We start from the raw sequence: 19,228 nt of genomic DNA, 5'->3' as shown, positions 1-19,228 counted from the left end.
ACCCAATTTGATCAATTGGTAGCGGTGACGACGGAGCATCGCTCTCCAGCCAAACAAGCACGTTCCGCTCACCCCGGTGCCACGAGCTCGTCCAGCAGGTGGCGCACGTGGCCTTCGATTTCGGCCAAGGCCATCTCCGGCGTAGCTAGGTCGACATCGTGCACGGTCCAGTATTCTACGCGTTTTTCCCAACCAGGGAATTGGTGTACGAGCATGGGGTAATGCTCATCCCGCTTGAGCGCGACAATGCGATCGGCGCTGCGTAAGTCTATACCAGACAAGGGCATCCGCCGGCTTCCGGTGTGGCTGAAGTCAATGTTGCGTTCACGCAGGGCTTGGGCCGTGAAGGGTGATATTTGGCTATTGTCGATGATCCAGTTGATGTTCAAACCGCGCGAATAGGCCCACCAGGGCAGATTGCGCTCGCTGGCCAGGTGGTTGAACAGGCCTTCGGCAAAGCGGCTGCGGTAGTAGTTACCGGTGCAGATGAATAGGACGCGGCGTGATTCGTGTTCCAGAGGCTTCATGTACTGGTGGTTAATATTGGTTTCTTGCCACGTTTTTCCAGCGAAACCGCGCAATGTAACCACCCTTTTACGAGGGGAAGGGGAGAGGGAGATTAAAGTGATCAATATAACACTACCTCAAACAAGCCAAACCTACAAACAAAAAAGTGGACGCTTGAGCACTTTAATGGTGAGTAGCTCTCACTATTAACACGCGTTGGGGATCAACGACTTAGGCCAACCTCTGGCTGGGCCGATGTCTTTGCCCACTGGGCAAATGGTCGAGTTACCTGGCTAAAGGATAAAATCTAGCGCCGCTGAAACTACCGAAAGGCAATTGCAAGAGCAACGCAGCGACCGGCCTGGACAAGCGTAAGGCAGGCGGCATTTGCCCTGCTAGTCTTCGTTGGGCTTGGAAACTTCGCGACGGCGAGGGATGCGGATCATCGCTTCTTCAATCTCCAAAGCGTCAATCTTGAGCAGGCGAGCAATGCGGTAGCATTCGTCGATTTCTTCTTTAAGGATACGGCCATCGGCGGCCGAGATCGCGAGTAGCGTTTTGAGCATCAAGCTGCGGTCCACTTCATTCGTCGCCTCGTAAAAGCGGCGCACCACGATGGCAAGGTCGAGCTCACGGGCCGGGTCGCACTCCATAATCGCCAGCACGTAGTTGGCAATGTCCGCAGAAAATTTCCAGCGGCGCAGCATGTATTCCTTGGCCACCTGTTTCTCGGTGGGGTCCAAGTCACCATCGGCATTGCCCACAACCGCCAAAATACAACCAATCAGGCAAATGCGGTCACGGTCATCCGACGAAACGTCGATGCTGAGCCCGCGCTCGGCAAAAAACACGCTAACAGACTCCGGAAAATCAATGGCCTTTTCTTCGGCTGCCTGGCAGAAGGGTGACGCGCTGTAGTTGGACTTCAAGCGGGCCAAATGAGCCTTCATGACATTGCTCATTTCCTGATCTGCATCTTCTTCGGTGCCTTGAAGGATACGGGTGATCTGGCGAGCGGCCTTCACTTCCTCGGGCAAGACACGGCCATCGGCCATAAACACTTGGCGCACGGACTTGGTAACCAGGTGAAGCTGGGTGTCGCGAGTGAGTAAACGACGCAGCTCCTGGAGCAGGTAAATACGCTCTGCATCGTCAATCGGATTATCAAAATAAGTCTGCAAGCTTTCCCAAGTCGACTCATCCATGTGCGGGAGGCTGAAGACGAAATCCTTTAGGTAATCACGCTCTGCGGGTTGGATTTCTCCATCCACCCAGGCGGCCGAAATGAGCATTTTGGCCAGAGCCAACGAAAATTCAGGTGAATCAGGGGAGTCCATGGAATGATCTACAGAAATTAGCGGAAATATACAGGGTGATTATCAATAAGGGGCCTAGTTGTAAACCTTCATCCGACTAGCGGCGTATTTTATATCTTTTTTAGTGAAAGCGCTTGCAGGGCCGAAAGCGCGTAGGTGCAGGCGGTTTCGGCGCGCAATACGAAGGGCCCTAGCGTTGCGGCGGCAAAGCCCTTGGCGGCAATGCGTTCGTATTCGCCGGGCGAGAAATCACCCTCGGGTCCGATCAACATCATGACGGCTGACACCGGCTGGTCAATCCATTCCAGCAGCGGACGCGACTCAGGCTGCAAGCTTGCGACGAGCCTCAGCCCGTCGCCCTCCAGGCCCGAAAGCCAGGCATCGAGCGCTTGCGGCGCATGGACCGTGAAGCCCGCGAGATTGCCGCTTTGCTTGGCGGCTTCGATCGCAGTGGTGCGCCAGTGCTCGGTTTTAGACTCAGCGCGTTTGTCATCCAGCCTGACTTCGCTGTGGGCGGTGAACAGTGGGACGATGCCAGCAGCGCCGATCTCGACCGCACATTTGATGACGGCGTCCAGCGCCTTACCCTTGAGCAAGGCCACGGCAAGTGTCAGCTCCACCGGGCGCGGTGAAAGCGCGAGCTCGGTTTCCACGCGGACAGTGGTTTCGCGGCCGAGGGACTCCAAGGCACCAGCCCAAGCTGAGCCCCGGCCATCAAACAGCGTGACGGCATCCCCCACGCGAGCACGTAGCGCCTTGGTGAGGTGTCGACTTTCAGCGGCATCGAGCTCTGCCAACGCGCCAGGCGTCAATCCGCCCTGGGGATAATAACTGCGAAATCCTGCCACAGCGCCCACACTACCTTGCGGATGCTGCGTGTAAAGAACGGTTCGGTTGGGGGATTGCGAGTCAGGCTTTAGAAGCATCAAAACGCCTCCCGCCATTTCTCCGTTAACTCACGGAATTTGCACAAAAAAAAGGCCGCCCTGACGGGGCGGCCTTTCTCTAACCTAAATGCAAACTACAAACTAGACTGAAACTAACGCTGAACTAACTGGTGTTAGCTTACATAAAGTAAGACGGCGCCTAGCCTGATTTCGTTCAAAAAAAACGTAGAAAAAATAAGATAATATTAATTCTTTTCCTAAACCGCTGATGAATAGCGATTTAGTGGCCATCAAAAACCTGGATTAGCCGCTTAGAGGGCGTCTAAAAAGTCTGATCGAGTCGGCGAGATGTATTTGGGAGGCAAAATTTCGGCTTCTGAATCGAGGCGAAACCAGTTTCGTCGAGGTGAAGAAATGAAATTTTGACCCCGAAGACGCTCTCCGGCGAAGACCAATTGAGTTTTTAGACGCCCTCTTAGAAAAGCGCGCTGGCCAAAATTCCGACGGCGGTAATCGGTCCGCTGTCATCAAATCGGCTGACGGCGCCATTGACCTTGCTCAGCGTGTCCTGCGCCTGCACGTAGAGGTCGTCGTCGTTGAGGAAGCGGCCCAGCGAGCTTTGCGGCGAGTTCAGCTTACTGGAAAAGTCTTTGACGTTCGCCACGGTGACCTTGATGTCCTCACCGGTTTGCTGGTCATAAATGATGGTGCCCAGCGCGCCTTTGCCCGTCTTCACCTCATCGAGGATGGACTGGGCTTCGGTCATGAGCGCGGAAGCGTTGTTGGCGGCGATCTTGATGTCATCCGCCGTCGTCATGATTTTTTCGTAGGCGGCGGGGTCCTGGATGAGCTTACCGATGGTGCCCTTGCCGCTGGCGATGTCGCCGCTGATCTGGTCGAAGTTGGCGAGGGTGCTTTTAATCGTGTCGCGGTTTTCGATGACGATTTGGTTCAAATTGGAGAAAAGGTCGCCTTCGCCGTCATCGCTGGAGCCGCCCCCCGTCAAGCCGCTGAGGCCGTCGAGCGAGCCCTCCACCTTGGCGAATACCTGGTCGAGCCGCTCGCCGAGCTGGCCGACTTCGGCGACCACGTCGTTGAAGCCAGGCGTCTTAAAGGTATTAATCGGCGCGCCCGCTGCGAGTTTTTGCAAGTCTTCGCCTGGAACGATGGCCACGTAATTGGTGCCGAGCAGGCCGGCGGTGGTAATCGTCGCCTCGGAATCGGCGGGGATGGCAATGTTTTGGTCAATCAAGAGCACCGCGACGGCTTTGGTGCCGTCTAGCTTGGTCTCGGCGACATTACCGATGCGCACGCCGGCCATGCGAACTTCGTCACTGGCCTTGAGCTGTTGGAGGTTTTCAAATGACGCTTCGAGCCGGTAGCCGCTCGCGCGCTCCAAGCGCGATCCAGACAAAGTTTCATAGGCGATCCAGATGAGCGCGACGCCCAAAACGAAGAACAAGCCAACGCGAATAGACTGACTAGCGGTATTCATATCTGGAAAGCTTTAAACGAAATGTAATATTTAGCAAGCGAGAGATGACTTGCACAGTTGCATGATTGCCATATCTAATTTGTGCTACAATATTCTGGATTATGGATCGGGAATTCGAAGTCGGAGCCGGAGACACAATCATCGAACAAGGTGAGCAAGGCCAGGGTTTCTACATCCTGAAATCTGGCGCTGTGGAAATTTACAAGGACGGGCTACTGCTCAATGTCCTGATGTTTCCGGGGACCATCTTCGGTGAAATGGGCGATATCCTGGGCAAACCCCGCACCGCCACAGTTCGCGCCAAAACCGACTGCCGCCTCGTGCATTGCGGCGATTCCGATGTCGAACACCTGATCCAGGAACGTCCCCAAATCGCGGTGAAGATCATCAAGACCCTTGCCGCGCGCCTCGAGCGCACCACGCAAAAACTCACTGACCAGTTCAAAGAGCCGCCCGTTTGGTCAGTGGAGCCCGGCCCGAAAGGCTAGGGCGGCCAGTTTTCTACACCCAAATCCCCCACCAAGTTGCTTCAACATCTTTTCCGAATCAGTCGGACGATTCGTTGCGTCCGCACATTTATCTGGCTCTGGGTGCTGGTTGCCGCCAGCGCATCTGCCGAGCCCAATGCCTCACTGAGCCTGCTTCAGGCCGTGAAACAACAGGAGACGCCGGCCCTCGCACCGACTTCCGTGCTCGATATGCTCGGGCTGCTTTATTACGGGGCGGATGGCCGCACGAAAAACCAGCTCGGCGCGCTCTTTGGCGGTGCCAGCCAAGACGAAGTCGCCGCAGCAGCCGCCAAGGCCAAACGCCAGCTTCCCGGCTATCAGCGCATTGGCTCCGTGTGGTTCAGCAATCGTGTGGCGATTACCCCGGAGTTCCTGAGGGCCGTGGAAAACAACTGGCATTTCTACATTAGCGCCGCCCCCCTGCGCACCGACCCAGCCAAAGCCGCCAGCGACGTGAATTTCTGGTATGACCAGAAAACGAATGGCTACGTGAAAAGCGTCATCACACCAACCGAACTCGAAAGCAAGCCGGACATCCTCGCCGTGATCGTTACGGCATTTATCTCGCCGTGGAAGGAGACGTTTAAGACCTCCAAGACCAAGCCCATGATGTTCTTCCGCTCGGCCGAAGAGAAGTTCATGGTGCAAATGATGACCGCCAAGTCCAAGCTGTCTTACTACGAGGACGACGCCTTCCAAGCGCTCAAGCTCTCCTATCAAGCCAAGGACTTCGAGCTCCTGCTGTTCCTGCCGCGCAATGCCCGGGAATCCGACGCCGCCCTGGGTAAGCTCAACGCCGCCTACCTCGAAACCGTGCTCAAAGGCATGAAGACGTACGATGTGGACCTCCAACTGCCGCGCGTCGAGTTCACCGTCTCGCAGGACTGGCGGGAAATCTTTTTAAAGTCCAAGCTCGCAGCGCCGTTCACTGCCGGCGAGGCGAACTTTAAGCGCATCAATAACAACGACCCCGAGCCGCTCTACATTGCCAAGCTCAAGGAAGAAGTGCTCATTCGCTGGAACGAGGAAGGCACGGAGGCGCGATCGATCATTACGGGCCCCATGGAACCTTTCGGGTCCGCTCCAGAGTTGCCCAAAGACAAACCCGCCACTTTCCACGCCAACCACCCCTTCGCGTTCCTCATCTATAATAAGACCGAAAAAGACGTGGCCTTTGCTGGCATCATCCAGTCGCCGCAGCAAATGCAGGTCGCCCAGTAAGTGAAAAAATAGCCGCCGCGGCGCAACTTTTGCCAGAGGCGTGGGTTTGAGTAATTGTGAAAGCTGCTCACGCCCAATCGCTTCCCGCTTGGCAACAAGCCTCGGGCTCCCCTAGAATTTCAAATATGTCCGATGCCTCCGCCACGCCTGATCACGACGCCGAAGTCGACGTCGATGCAGAGCGCATGCTTCGGGTGGCTCAGGGCGACCAGCAGGCCCTGCGCGAAATCATCGAGCACTGGCAGGGGCCGCTCATTAACTTCTTCTACCGCTCCCTGCGCTCAGTCGAGGCCTCCGAGGACCTCGCACAAACGGTCTTTATCCGCATCTACCGCGCCGCCGACCGCTATCAGCCGACCGCAAAGTTTTCCACGTATCTCTTCCACATCGCACGCCGCATCCTCATCAACGAATACCGCCGCCAGAGCCGTAAACCGCTCGATGCCGTGGACCCCGCCGAGCTCCATGCCAGTACCCCGGGCACGGATAAAATCCGGATGATGGAACTCGAAGAAGCCTTTGCCCAGGCCGTCGAAAATCTGCCCGAAAACCAGCGTTCCGCAATCCTTCTGCTCAAGCAACAGCAGCTCAGCTATGAGGAAATTGCCAAAGCGCTCGACGCCTCGGAGTCCGCCGTCAAAAGTTGGATCCATCGGGCACGACAAAAGCTGAAGGAAGAGCTCGCCGACTTCTATCAGCCCGAATAGGCTCAATCAAATTTTCATTCACTCAAGCAACATCACGATTTCTGAAACTTTTTTAAACAGCACGCGTTTGAGTATTTAGAGACCAACCAACATGAACCACGACGATAACAGCACGGATCCCCTGGATACGCTCTTTGCGAACCAGCCCGTTAAGCCCACGAAGGACTTCGCGGAACGGACCCTTGCGCGTCTGGAACAAGAGCTCACCGAGCAGCCCGAAGCCTCGGCCTGCGACGCCGAGCTCGACGCCCTGTTGGAATCCCAGCCCCTCAAACCACGTGGTGACCTCGCCGACCGCGTGTTGGCCGAGCTGGGCGCCGAAGCCGCCAAACCAACCGCCGAACCTGAAGACAACAAGGTCGTTGGTTTCCCGTCGTGGGTGGTCGCCATTGGCTCCATTGCCGCGCTCATGGTCTTGGGCATGTTCAGCTTCATCACCTTGTTTGACCATGCCAAAAATCAGCCGACGCAGATCGGCGGCTCTGACACCTACGTGCAAACCACGCAACCCGACGTGGATACGTCGGGCCAGCCGGTCGTAGGCAGTGTAACTCCGGAAATTGCGACTCTGGACACCGTCACTGTAGAATACGTGGCCAGCGCCGAAAGCGCCCCCGACCTCGACGCCTTGATCGGCATCGAAGAGACTACGGGCGACTACAACACCGTGCTGACCCTCGATGAAACCCTGGAAGATGCGCTACTGCTAGCCGACTTGGAAACCTTAAACAGCCTACAGGCCTTCCTAAACTAGCCATGAAGCACCGCCTTCTTATCGCCAGCTTCCTTTTCGTCGGTCTAACCATCAGCCCACTGATGGCGCAATACCAGCGCTATCCGAACTTACACGCCCCCTTTGGCCCACCAGCCAAAGAACAAGCTGGCTCACGTGATGACCGCCTGCCGCCCCCACCCGCAATTCCCGACGAGGAAGAACGACAACAGGCCAAGGAAATCCTCAGCGAGATTAACAACTCCAGCAACGCTAACACTGCCGACGGCGATGCTCAGGGTGACCGCATCAACATGGAGCAACTCCATGCCTTGCAGCGCTTTCTGGAAATGCCCCCCGAGCAGCTTGCGAAGATACGGCAGACCATTGAGCGAGTTGAAGCGATGTCTGAAGAGGAAAAGGCCGAAATACGCGCCAAAATCGAAACCTTTCGCCAACTTCAGGAAGATAAGATCCAAAAGCTGAAGAAATCTCACCGCATGTGGTCCAATCTTCAGCCCGAGGACCGGCAGCTGATGCATCGCTATTTGATGAGCCTTCCCCGCGAAGAAGCCGACGCCATCCGACGCAAGGCCGCTAAATCCACCCCCGAAGAACAAGAGGCCCAATTTAGCGTCTTGCTCGAAGAAGCACGGGCTGCGGAAGCCGACGGCACACTGCCATCCATGTCCGAAACCATCCGCAAATGGAGACGCGAACGCCGCGATGGCGACAACCAACGCTGGCGCAAACGTGACGATGGCCAACGCCAAAGCGAAGAACCGCTCCCGGGCCCTCCACCGCCGCTGCCCGAAAATTGAAGCACCCTTTAGGCCACCTCGCCAAAAGTCCGTAAACACGCTGACGCCGCCAGTGGCATTAAATTTTCTTCACGTGCGATATTACTGTCTATGATGGGCTTGCGCATTCCACCAGCTGATCCCGACCGAATCTTTTGAACAGGCGACACACTTTGGCGTCTATATATTCGTTACATCCATAGTAATACACGCTCCCTTAGTGGAGAGTGACAATCAAAGTAGCGTAGCATAGCAACCGAAGTATCAGGCAGAACCTTTTTCAGGTTTCTGTCGTCTGTGTAGAGCCGTCCTCCCGCCCGGAGGGCGGCTCGATGCGTTTTGGGGAGATTAAAGGTAATTTAGAGATAACATGAAGTTGCCGGGTCCAGCACTTGCTCAACCCGGCAACTTCATGTTATCTCTAGATTTTATCCTTTAGCCAGGTGACTCGACCATTTGCCCAGTGGGCAAAGACATCGGCCCAGCCAGAGGTTGGCCTAAGTCGTTGATCCCCAACGCGTGTTAATAGTGAGAGCTACTCACTATTAAAGTGCTCAAGTGTCCACTTTTTGTTTGTAGGTTTGGCTTGTTTGAGGTAGTGTTATATTGATCACTTTATCAACTGCCTCTCCGAAGTAACCTAGGCGTCTCGCCTGTGCCTTAATCCATCTAGCTGCGCACACACGGGACGGTTATGCTACTTGGGCGTTCCCACCGCCGGAACAGCGAAGCTTCAGCGAGTGTTTATGCTGCCTCTCTGGACTACGCATCTCACACATGCACTCGCTGAAGCTTCGCGCTCCTACCACTCCAACTTACCACTCATAACTCCCCAAGCGATACACTTATCCACCTACCCACTGATGAACTTTCCCTACCACCATCCGCCTTAGTCTGCGCGCCGAAGGTATCCCAGTCGACGCCATGCGGGGGCATTCGCTCCGCAGGAGTTGCTGCGCCGTGCAAACGGGCCCATTCGCTGACTGCCTTGGTGACAGCAAGCAGTCAACCGACGCCCACTGTTTGCGCGAATCGCACTTCGCCCGACGGACCATGCCAGCCTGCCCAGCGCAGCGTCAGACGTGTGAGCGATCATAAATCGTCGCTCCAGCCGGTGGCCCCTGAGCCGCCTGCGCCCCACCTGCGCCTTGTTTCCGGCGAGCGGGCGGGAATTTTGTTCTTTGATAGCCGGGTAAAACGCGATTTTACCCCCCCCCCCGGCCCCCCTGCGGGGCACCGGGAGGAAAAAGATTAAAGGAAAAAGGAAAAAGCGACCGTGCGCGAAGCTGCGATATGGAGTGCGCCAGCCCTCTGGCGCTTTAGAATGGAAGGAGGCGAATGCGAACCTTCTCCGTTTGCGCAAAATGCTAAAAGCGCCAGAGGGCTGGCGCACTCCATAAGCTTGCTGACGAATTTTGCCGCAACAAAAAGGCCCGGCCAAATTGACCGAGCCTGTGCTTTTTCCTTTAATCTTTTTCCTTTTTCCTCCGCTGCACGCAGCGGCTCTTACTCCACCTTAAATACCGCCTTAGCCAGGCCGCGGTTGTTGTTCTCGTCCAGCGCTTCGAAGACGATGCTGTGCGAGCCGGGTTTGAGGTCGGGCAGGATGAGGCGGAATATTTCGTCGTTCGAGTCGAAGAGCAAATCGCTTGGCACGGCTTCGACCGGCTCCTGGCCGTCGAGGCGGTAATTTGCTGAAACGATGTTGCCCCATTCATCGTTGGCCGCGAACACGAGCACCGTCGCGCCGTTGGTGTCCGTAGTCTGATTGTGCAAGGTGACGGTCGGGCTGGAGTTGTCGATCAGGAAGGGCTGGCTGATCATTGAGCCACTGCGCACTTCGGCTGGCAGATTGCTTGGCGAGTCGCTGGCGGTGATCTTAAAGCTGTAGTAACCGTTGGCATAACCTCGGGTCGGCGTCGAATATGCCGGGTCACTGATGCCCTCGGCAAGCGTCACCCAATCCTCCTCGCCGTCCTGCTTGACTTCTACCGTGTAGCGCAGGTCGTCGCCGTTTGGGTCGAAGGCTTTCCAAGCGACGGAGATGTGGCCGGTCTCATCAGAAACAAGCACCTTCTTGTTGTCAGGCTTCTCTTTCTTGAGCGCGGCTGTGGTCTTGGCGGCGTAGGCCAGCTCCTTCGGATTGAGGGTGGTGGGCGACGAATTTTCCGCCGTGAAAATGCTTAGGCCGACCGGCATTACGTTGATCACGCCCACCAGTGGCGCGAGGTTGCGTGTGCCGTAGTAGGCGGTGAGGCCGCGCAATTGAGCGTCGTCCGCGAAGTTGATGCGATACTGTAGGTAACGCGCGGCTGGTGAGGAAACAGCTCCGTTGTCGAGCTCGGCCCACGGGCTCCAGGTGTCATCCGGCTCGGCGGCGTTGCCAGTGCGCGTTTCGATCTTCAAACCGCTGGAAAGCGTCGGCGCGCCCAGTGGGCGAATGCGACCCCAGCGCGCCACAGCACCTGCGTCGATTACCTTTGCGGTGAAGAGCGATTCCTCGGCCTCGGTTGTTAATTCATAGACGGCAGACGGGTTGCTGGTGAGCACGTAAGTCTTCTTGTCCGGGCCCACGTCAGTGAGGATCGTGGAGACTTCGCCGCCGCGCTCGGCTTGGTTGAGCAGGCTCCAATCGTCGGCTGTATTGACCGAGTAAATGCGGCCATCGATGTCCGAACCGACGAGGAACTGGCCATCTGCCGTGCGTGTGGTGAACTGCATGTTCGCGCCGCCCGGTGACCACACCGGCGAGACAAAGCCCTCGGCATCGAGCTTGAGCAGGAAGCTGGGCGCGCCAGCCGCCGCCGGTTTGTCTTCGCTGTTGTCGTCGTCTTTTTTGTCACTGCTGTCGGCCGCCTTCATTTGGAATTTAGCCAGGAGTGTGGCGAGGTTTTTAGGCGGCTTATCGCTGCCGCCCCCCTTGTGCCAAGTGGTGAAATAGATGTTTTTGCCGTCCACGATCACGTTGGCAATTTCGTCGGTGCCCGCGCTGTAAAGCACCTTGCCCTCGTCTTCGCCGGTGATGCGGTAGAGGTAAGACTTCGGGCCGGAGCCCGCGATGAGCGCGCCTTCGTCATCCCACGCCAAGCGCGTGAAATGCGTGCGGTCGCTCTTGAAATAGGGTTCGATGTCGGCGTTGAGCTGGTGGTCGGGCTCAAGTTTGTAGATGCGCGCCTCGCCGCCGGTTGCGACATAGAGGTTGCCGTCAGCGTCGAAAGCCATGTCCCAAATGTAGAGCTCGTCCGGGTCGAAGAACACCTCGGGCCGACCACCAGGCGCAATGCGGTAAACCGCGCCTTGCGGCGAGGTGCCAACGAACAGATTGCCCTCGGCGTCGAGCGCGAGCGCGCGCGTCATAATGGTGTCGGGCTTAAAGACGACTTCGGCCTTGGGTTCTTCGGCGGTTGGATCGAGCGAGTAAACGACGCCATCGGTGCCGGTGCCCAGGTAGAGTTTGCCGTCGGGGCTGGCGACCGCGGTCCAGATATTGGAGTCGTCGAGCACCGCGATTTCCTTGAGCTCGGGCCCAGCGCTGAGCGTGCCCATGTTGTCGAGTGAGACGTTATCCAGCTCGCCGGTAAAGAAGTCGCCGTAGGCATTTTGCGTCAGCAATTCCGTGCGAACGGCGTGGAGATTGAGGGCCGTGAGGGCCGCAAAAGTCGTCAGGGTGAGGCGCGAATAATTCATTGAAAAGCGTTTAGTTTTGCACGGGCAGGCTGAAGCGGTGGGAGCCGGAGAAGGAGCCCGGCGTCTCAATGGAGGTTTCCCAAAGGGTGATTTCGCGGGTGCTGGCGATCGGCTCCACGGTCTTGCTGGAGCTGAGCAGCGAGCGCGCGGAGGGCGGCAGGTCTTCGAGGTTTTGGCCGTGGGCGCGGTAGCCGTGGGCGGAGCGCATCAGCTTCACGTAGACGCGCTGGTTGTCGCGGCGCGCGCGGAAGTAGTCGAGGATTTCGCCGAAGGTGGAAACAGTCGGCGAGTAGCCATCGTCAATGCGATCCGCAGCCGCTGCGTCGCCCACAAAGAGGGAGAGCGTTTCGCCAGCCGCGCCCGTGGGGATGGGCGCCTTGACGAGTTCACGGGAAGTTTCGTCGCGATAGCTTTTGAGGCGGATGGCGAGCTCGACTGGTTCGCCGGCTTTGGCTTGGCCGCTGAGGATTTGCAGGCGATCCATGATGGTCGACTCGCGCGGCGTAGAGAGCTTTACGTCGAACTTGAGCGACTTGAGGTTGGTGGGCTCAAAAGGGTTTTCCGCCAGCATGCCCAGCATGTCCCACGCTTCGAAGAGCGACGACAGGATGCTACTGGAGCTGACACGCGACCACACGAGCGGCTCGTAGCCCTCGTAGTCGGCGGTCATCGTGAGCTGGTAAGTCAGGTCTTGCTGAGATTCGAGCGTTGAGTTGACTGCGCTGTAGAGCCCAAGTACTGCAATGTAGGGTGACATGGAGTCGTTTTGAAAGAGCGTGCCCGAGTAGTGATGCTCGCCGCCGAGCGGATCGGTGATGTTGATCGCGTAGTCGGTCATCGGCGAGGTTAGGCCGACTTCGCCGGCAATGGCGGTCAGGCGGTCCTGGTAAATCGTGCCGACAATGGGCCCGGCGTTGGACAGCTTAAACGAACGCGGCACTGAGCGCACGACGGTCAGAATCTCCGCTGGCGCAACCGGGATGTTCGTCGGGCCGCCCATGAGGAACGGGTGCCCAAATGCCAGAAAGTCGTTGCCCTCGCGCCAGGTGCAAGTGCCGGTTGCGACGATGGAGAAGTCGCCATTGAGCAAGACGCCCGCAACGGGCGAGCCGGGTTGGATGTCGCTTGCAGTCAGGTCGGGCGCCGAGCCCGCGGGTGCGCTCATCAAGTCGAGGTTCATCGCCTGCGCATAAGCGCGAAACGGCTCTAGCGCTTGCGCGGAAATGCCGCCAGCAATGAGCGGCGTGGGCGCGGGCTTGAGGTCGCTAAAGGTAGCGTTGTCGGCATTCGTTGTCGCGCCGAAGTTGGCGAGCTCGGCGTTTTGCTTGAGGCGCAGAGACGGGCGGGGAAGCTCGTCAATGTGCATCGCGCCGCTCGATGATGCTGGCACAGAGCCGCTGCTGGCCAAGTCTTCCGGGCGGCCTTTTTCAAACACCCTGAGCATGTTCTGGATGGGCGTGATGCCGATGAGGGCTTGTTCCTTGGGCCAGAGATAGCCGTAGGCATAGGCACCGATCAGCTTGCCATCGATGTAGCACGGGCTGCCGCTCATCCCGCCAACGGGGCCACTGAGGATCTGCGAATCGTCGAGCGCTTCCGCAATGATAACCGGCTCGTCCGGGCCCGCAAAGTTCTGCGACACGCCGAGGATCTTCATGTTGTATTCCTCGATCTCGTTGCCAGCAACGACGGTGCGCCAAGTGGCGGTCATGCCCGGCTTGATTTCGGACAACGGCATGATCGGCGTTTGCGGGGCGGAAGGTTTCGCCCATAGCCCGGTGGCGGAGGCGCAAAAGATGAGGAAGGTGATGATGCCGACTCGTTTCATTCGTGGTTGTTAGTAAACTGCATGCAGTGACAGCGCAATGGAAAGTCTGTTCCGAGGATTAGTTTCTCTTCATCTTCTAGAAAGCGTTAGCTCCGGTCGAACGCCGTGCGATTCGCACGCAGAAAATCCGCCGCCGCATGGACTGCCGCAACATGCCCGGCGATGCGTTGATCGAGCGTGAGCGCGGACGGCGTCTCCAAGGTGTAGCCGTGGTAGTCGCCATACTGATGCTCGAAGTAATAAACCTCGGGCCAGTCGTCGCGTTCGGGCAGGGGGGGCGGGCGCGTGATGACTCCTCCCTCGGCGTCAAAGCCGTCGATCGAGGTGGCTTGTTCGATGGGCAAGTGCTTCGCGAGGGCGCTGAGCAAGGCTGGTGTTGCGCTGGGCTCATGGGGCGGCTGCACTTCATAAAGATACGCGCCGGCCGCCTCCCAGTCTTCATGCAAGTGAAGGTAGAGGTGGCAGCGGGGCAGTTGATTGAGCGCGGCTTGGTGCTGGCTGACTTCCTCCGTGCTGCCCGCATGGTAATCGCGGTTGAGGTCGATGCCGTCCGCATTCTCCCGCGTGCCGAGCTCCATGCCAGCAGGGTTGAGCAGCGGGAATAAAAACACCTCGCAACCGGCAAACCAATCCACGTGCTTGAGCAGCTCCAGCGCCGCGTAGCTGCTAGCCGGTTCGTCGCCATGAATGCCTGCCGATATATATAACCGCATTGGCGCGAGCGTGGCTGCGGGCAAGTGAAACCACGGGCGCGCGTAGCCACGAACGGCCGACATCGAGGCTTGTTGCCAGCCGTTTTGTTGGGCTACAGCAGTTACGTTGCGGGCATAGGCGTGGCTGTCGAAAACAGTGCTCATGCCGAAAGGTTATGCGTTGTCCGCGAGTTGTCAGGCGTGGGGTGCATTTTTTGTCTTTAGGGAGTGTTTTCAAATTAAAGTTGTTGATGGCGGCATGGATTTTTTTCAGCCAGCGAGGCGTCTGAGGTCGAATAGGCTGGAAGCCTTTCGGCCGAAAGATAACGAAGCTGATGGGAAAAAGCCATCCGGGGCCTGAACGGTCAAAATGAAAGGTCGCAGCGTTGGCTTTTCACTCACGCACTTCCAGTGCGCTTCGCTCAAGCCGCCTTGCGCTGCATTCATTTTTACTCGTTCCAATCAACAGCTTTAATTTGAAAACACTCCCTAGTGGTGCTGTGGAGCGCTTGGCACGCTAACCGGCTTGGGCTGTGGGGTGGTAACGGCTGGCGTTTCGAGGAGCTTCATGCCTGCGGCGTTGAGTTCCTTGAAGCGTTCCTCCCACTTTTTAGCAATTTCTTGGATGCCGTCATCCTTGGTCTCCTGGGCAATAGCGTAGCAAAGGTCAGAGCAGTAGCCGAGAGCCTTGAGTTGCGCGACCACGAGTGAGAGGCGGAGGTTTACATCGGTGCTGAAAAGCAGTTCGCCCGTCGTGCGCTTGGTGGCGCGTTCACGAGCTTCTATTTCGGCGGGGGGCAGTCCGAGTGTGCTCAGGCTAGTGACTTGGCCGGAAGCTTTCCATGCTTCGAGCTGCTTGGTGACTTCCTGGTTAAACGCTGCGATTTGTTCAACCCACGCTCTGATGTCGGCGCCGGGATCCTTGACCCACAGCAGCTTGTCGACGTTTTGTTGTTGGCTGGTCACGCTGTAGAGCAGGCCATAGCCGTCGTCCACGACTCTCGTGGTCGTTTGCTGTTTGCAGGCGCTGAGCACCAGTATGATTAGTATCGAGAATAATATTTTCACTGAAACGCGTATGAGTTTTGGGGCATTTCGATTAGTCTCGCACGAGACGAGATCGCGCAACCATTGAAGTATCTTAATATGAATTGACGAATATGCCAAAAGAAAAACGGTGAATTGCCTAAACTGGACATTTTCCCTTAAATTCGATTTACTAATCAGTCTAATGCCAGGCGATGATTCAATTCAGTTTCAACGATTAGCACGTTTAGTCGCGGCTAATTCTGGTGCATTTTTTGCGGTCGTTGATTTTCATGGAAATCTTCTGCGTTTCGATAAAGCGAAAGCGACGCTGTTGGGAATGGATCCTGACAGCTTGACTGGAAAGGTGGGCGGTCGGCAGCTGTTCCCTGGTTTGCCTTTGGAAGATTGGCCTAGTGATTTGGAGAGTAGTGGGCGTTGCTTTCCTCGGACCGAGCGGTATACGGCGGTGGACCGATCTGTGATCTGGGAGGCTGATCTTGATATGGAACAGGGCACGATTTTGCTCATGGGCCGAGTGGTGGATGTCGCGGGGGAACAGCGCAGTGAGCTGCATGATTTGGTGGAGCGTGTGCGTCGGCATGATCGCTTGATGGGGAACTTGCCGGGGATGGTTTACCGCTGTCGACAGGATACGAATTGGACCATGGAGTTTGTCAGCCAGGGGGTGGAAAACTTGGCGGAGCTGACCCCAGAGCATTTGCTTTCAGGAGAGGTCGCCTGGGGGGAGGATGTCATCATTGAAGAAGACCAGCAGAGAACTTGGGAGGTTGTGACGAAGGCATTAGCAAAGCGTGAACCGTTCACATTGCAGTATAAAATTCACGCAGGATCAGGAGAGATTCGGACGGTGTGGGAGCGCGGTGTGGGCATCTTTGACTCTCATGGAAATATAATCGCGCTGGAGGGCTTCATCATCAATGTAACGCCCCTAGTACAGGCCCAAGAGGAATTACTGGACGCGAATGTTAAGCTGAATAATCTGCTCAATGCGGCGACCGAAACTTCGGTGATCATGACTGGGACTGATGGTGTGATTACCAGTTTTAACAGTGGCGCAGAAAATATGTTGGGGTATCGTGCCGCGGAAGTCATAGGCCGCTACACACCGCTCATCATTCACAGGGAGGAAGAAGTTGAAAAACGTGCGCGGGATTTGTCGTTCGAGTTCGGGCAGGAGATCGCTGGTATCGAGGTCTTTTTTGCACTCGCACGAAGGGGGCAGCGTGATCGGCAGAGATGGACCTACGTGCGTAAGGATGGAACGACGCTGACGGTGGAGTTGATTACGACCACAGTTCGTGATCATGACGACAACATCATTGGTTTTCTAGGGGTTGCCGAGGATGTAACGGAGCAGATCCAAGTTCAGCAGGCGCTTTGCGAAGCCAAGGAGCGTGCAGAGGCCTCTAATCGCGCAAAAGATGAATTTCTTGCCGTGATTAGTCATGAAATGCGCACGCCACTTAACCCGATCCTCGGCTTTTCAAATATGCTTCTCCAGGAATGCGAGGACGCTGAAACGCGCGAGTCACTGGAGATTATTGAGCGTTCTGCGCATAAATTACTGCGCCAGATTGAAGACATTCTGGATTTCATTGGCATCGATAAACAGAAGACCAAAGTCAATGAACGGCCAACGGTGCTGTGGGCTTATGCGCAAACTTTGGCGCGGGACTTGGAGTCGCTTCGCAATGGCAACGAGTTTGAAGTCGTCAATGGTTGTGCTGGTGAGGCAATGGAGGTTTCACTCGCGGTGATGCTCGACCAGGAGCTAACGAGCCAGATTATTTCCAATCTCGTGATCAATGCCTTTAAGTTTACTTTGCATGGCAAAGTTTCGCTGTGTATTGGTTGGCGCGACGAAGGGGGTGGGCGCTTGCGAATCGAAGTAGTCGATAATGGCATCGGTATTGCCGGTGATAAGCATGAGGAAGTTTTCCGCCCATTCACGCAAGTCGAGTCCACCTACACGCGGCGCTTTGATGGCGTTGGGCTGGGCCTGGCAATCTGCTCCAAGCTTGTGGATGTGCTGGGTGGTGAGATCGGTTTCGAAAGTGAGCTCGGGCATGGCTCGACTTTTTGGTTTGAGCTACCGGCGCTTTTTGTCTCATCAGCGAGCGTGGAAAACTCGATAGAGGAGATTGAGGCGAATCAATTTACGCAAATGCGTGTGCTCGTGGTGGAGGATAATTTGGATAACCGCCGATTGCTAGTCGGTCTGCTTCAAAAAATTGGTGCCGATGTGATGACTGCGCCAGATGGCGCGAGCGCAGTGGATCGCTGCCGAATCCATGATTTCCATGTGGTTTTGATGGATATTAGCATGCCGGAGATGGATGGCTTTGAAGCCACACGACGCATACAGGCGCTGTCAAACTGCGAACCAAGGGTTGTTGCTGTTACGGCGCATGCTTCGGAGGAAGTGAAGCTTAAATGTCAGGATTGTGGCATGGTGGACTTTGTCTCGAAGCCAGTTTCGCTGAACACTTTGCGTAATGTTTTAGAGTCGCATCAAGGAGTGCTCGATTGAGGCCCCATGCTCGTGTGCGTTACTTGGCTTTGAAGCTATGGGGCAGCTCTGCGATTTCCGGGCCGCGGCTTAGGCGGTTGGCGGGGATTTCTACTTCGATGATCACACGGGGTTGGCCGCTTTTAGACCCGCGGAAGATTTCAGCGCCGAGCCAGGGGCTGCGCGCTTTGGTGAAGGCGTAGCCCTTGCCTTCTAATTCGCTCCCCAGCTTGGATGGATCACCACCCAGCGGCAGGCGAATCATCAGGTGCCCATTGTCTCCTTTGTCGTCGGCAAATTGGCAAAGCACCTCCGGGTGATATTTTTGAACGACAACGAGAAGCTTAGCGGCTTTCTCCAGGCGGTGGCGTAAGTTGCGTGGTTTCATGCTGTAGTGATTCGCGGGCGGCTGGTTATGCTCAAACTCTCTGAATTCACGGGGGCTTTGTCCAGCCCGTATCGCTCTACTTTACTGGCCCAAGCCGTTCGGCTAGAAGGTATTGCAGCTCACGCGCGGAGATGTGCTCCCGGAGGATGACGCCGTTTTGATCAATAAGGACGTTGGTGGGCAGCGCGGTCACGCCCCATTCTTGAATCGTAACACGATCTTCGTCCATGCGCATGGGCCAATTGACGCCAATCGCTTCTTCGACATTGTTTACGCGCCTACGGCTGGAGTCCATCGCCACGCCCATTAGCTCAAAGCCGCGGTCCTGATACTTACGGTGTAAGTAAGCCAGGCCTTTAACCTCTTCAATGGACTGTGGCACACTGGTTGACCAAAATTGGACGACGAGCAGCTTGCCATGGAAATCCCTTTGCGAAACCCATTCCGACTTCCCCTGCGGCCGCGCCTTAAGCTCGGGACCCATTGAACCTTGGCGCAGTTTGGAGAGGCCGGGGTGGGTCGATGGGCGTTGATTTTGGGCTGCTGTTTTTTTTGTTGTCGGAGCGGCTGTCTCGACGCTGGGGCCCGGCTTCGGGGCAGGGGTTGCGGTCTTTGTCGTGCGAGCGGATTCACGTTTGTTGCCGGTGGGAAATTTTTCGCTTAGGTATGTTTGGTCGGCGGTGGAAAATGCATCGAGCGAGTAGAGTGCTTTGCCTCCGCTGTCTTTGGCAATGACGATCATCCCGTTTTTAAACGCAACGACTTCGCCTTCTACTTTATCTCCGTTCTGCATCGTAAATGTGCGTGCGTGAGTACAAACGGCCATTAGTAGCAACAGCAATCGTAGCCAAAGGGTTAGTTGGCGAAACGGCGTATTCATGTCGCGACGATAGCCAGGCGCACGAAAAAGACAATCTCGT

Annotated in this window: 16 protein-coding genes; 6 read left to right on the top strand and 10 right to left on the bottom strand. The window is 56.4% G+C overall.

All coding sequences use genetic code 11. The features are described 5' to 3' along the window. Window positions 1–68: 68 nt before the first annotated feature. The 4 genes from RBB62_RS03845 to RBB62_RS03830 form a co-directional block, all read right to left on the bottom strand. Window positions 69–527, bottom strand: coding sequence for an arsenate-mycothiol transferase ArsC (locus RBB62_RS03845; RefSeq protein ID WP_309397217.1), 459 nt, complete (start codon window positions 525–527; stop codon window positions 69–71). Between the two features lie 375 nt (window positions 528–902). Next, window positions 903–1,844: a TerB family tellurite resistance protein gene (locus RBB62_RS03840; protein WP_309397215.1), complete on the bottom strand. Its 942-nt coding sequence runs from the start codon at window positions 1,842–1,844 to the stop codon at window positions 903–905. Between the two features lie 89 nt (window positions 1,845–1,933). Then, complete coding sequence (locus RBB62_RS03835) at window positions 1,934–2,749, bottom strand: RsmE family RNA methyltransferase (protein WP_309397213.1); 816 nt, start codon at window positions 2,747–2,749, stop codon at window positions 1,934–1,936. A 436-nt stretch (window positions 2,750–3,185) separates the two neighbouring features. Beyond that, window positions 3,186–4,205, bottom strand: coding sequence for an MlaD family protein (locus RBB62_RS03830; protein ID WP_309397211.1), 1,020 nt, complete (start codon window positions 4,203–4,205; stop codon window positions 3,186–3,188). A 101-nt stretch (window positions 4,206–4,306) separates the two neighbouring features. On the opposite strand from RBB62_RS03830, the gene RBB62_RS03825 reads away from it, so the two are divergent. From RBB62_RS03825 to RBB62_RS03805, 5 genes are all read left to right on the top strand, one after another. Next, window positions 4,307–4,693 (top strand): Crp/Fnr family transcriptional regulator, encoded by a 387-nt coding sequence (locus tag RBB62_RS03825; RefSeq protein WP_309397209.1) that lies wholly within the window; start codon window positions 4,307–4,309, stop codon window positions 4,691–4,693. A gap of 36 nt (window positions 4,694–4,729) precedes the next feature. Next, entirely contained in the window at window positions 4,730–5,935 is a 1,206-nt protein-coding gene (locus RBB62_RS03820; RefSeq protein WP_309397207.1) for a serpin family protein, read from the top strand. A 125-nt stretch (window positions 5,936–6,060) separates the two neighbouring features. Beyond that, complete coding sequence (locus RBB62_RS03815; protein ID WP_309397205.1) at window positions 6,061–6,642, top strand: RNA polymerase sigma factor; 582 nt, start codon at window positions 6,061–6,063, stop codon at window positions 6,640–6,642. Window positions 6,643–6,733: 91 nt separating this feature from the next. Next, window positions 6,734–7,396: a hypothetical protein gene (locus RBB62_RS03810; protein ID WP_309397203.1), complete on the top strand. Its 663-nt coding sequence runs from the start codon at window positions 6,734–6,736 to the stop codon at window positions 7,394–7,396. A 2-nt stretch (window positions 7,397–7,398) separates the two neighbouring features. Then, a complete protein-coding gene (locus RBB62_RS03805) occupies window positions 7,399–8,175 on the top strand; it encodes a DUF3106 domain-containing protein (protein ID WP_309397201.1) in 777 nt (258 codons plus the stop codon). A gap of 1,485 nt (window positions 8,176–9,660) precedes the next feature. On the opposite strand, the gene RBB62_RS03800 is transcribed toward RBB62_RS03805, so the two are convergent. From RBB62_RS03800 to RBB62_RS03785, 4 genes are all read right to left on the bottom strand, one after another. Next, a complete protein-coding gene (locus tag RBB62_RS03800; RefSeq protein WP_309397199.1) occupies window positions 9,661–11,841 on the bottom strand; it encodes an NHL repeat-containing protein in 2,181 nt (726 codons plus the stop codon). Between the two features lie 10 nt (window positions 11,842–11,851). Beyond that, window positions 11,852–13,669 (bottom strand): SpoIVB peptidase S55 domain-containing protein, encoded by a 1,818-nt coding sequence (locus tag RBB62_RS03795; protein WP_309397197.1) that lies wholly within the window; start codon window positions 13,667–13,669, stop codon window positions 11,852–11,854. An 86-nt stretch (window positions 13,670–13,755) separates the two neighbouring features. Further along, window positions 13,756–14,526 (bottom strand): M14 family metallopeptidase, encoded by a 771-nt coding sequence (locus tag RBB62_RS03790; RefSeq protein ID WP_309397195.1) that lies wholly within the window; start codon window positions 14,524–14,526, stop codon window positions 13,756–13,758. Window positions 14,527–14,850: 324 nt separating this feature from the next. Further along, a complete protein-coding gene (locus RBB62_RS03785) occupies window positions 14,851–15,429 on the bottom strand; it encodes a hypothetical protein (RefSeq protein ID WP_309397193.1) in 579 nt (192 codons plus the stop codon). Window positions 15,430–15,538: 109 nt separating this feature from the next. On the opposite strand from RBB62_RS03785, the gene RBB62_RS03780 reads away from it, so the two are divergent. Continuing rightward, window positions 15,539–17,941: a response regulator gene (locus tag RBB62_RS03780; protein ID WP_309397191.1), complete on the top strand. Its 2,403-nt coding sequence runs from the start codon at window positions 15,539–15,541 to the stop codon at window positions 17,939–17,941. A gap of 19 nt (window positions 17,942–17,960) precedes the next feature. On the opposite strand, the gene RBB62_RS03775 is transcribed toward RBB62_RS03780, so the two are convergent. Together RBB62_RS03775 and RBB62_RS03770 are read right to left on the bottom strand one after the other, a co-directional pair. Further along, window positions 17,961–18,308 (bottom strand): hypothetical protein, encoded by a 348-nt coding sequence (locus tag RBB62_RS03775; protein ID WP_309397189.1) that lies wholly within the window; start codon window positions 18,306–18,308, stop codon window positions 17,961–17,963. Between the two features lie 76 nt (window positions 18,309–18,384). After that, window positions 18,385–19,101 (bottom strand): TlpA disulfide reductase family protein, encoded by a 717-nt coding sequence (locus RBB62_RS03770; RefSeq protein ID WP_309397187.1) that lies wholly within the window; start codon window positions 19,099–19,101, stop codon window positions 18,385–18,387. Window positions 19,102–19,228 lie beyond the last annotated feature (127 nt).

It is taken from the genome of Cerasicoccus maritimus (genome assembly GCA_031296935.1).
GTDB classification, from domain to species: domain Bacteria; phylum Verrucomicrobiota; class Verrucomicrobiia; order Opitutales; family Cerasicoccaceae; genus Cerasicoccus; species Cerasicoccus maritimus.
Note: the sequence above shows the minus strand (reverse complement) of the source record. Positions and strands in the feature narration are given on the sequence as shown.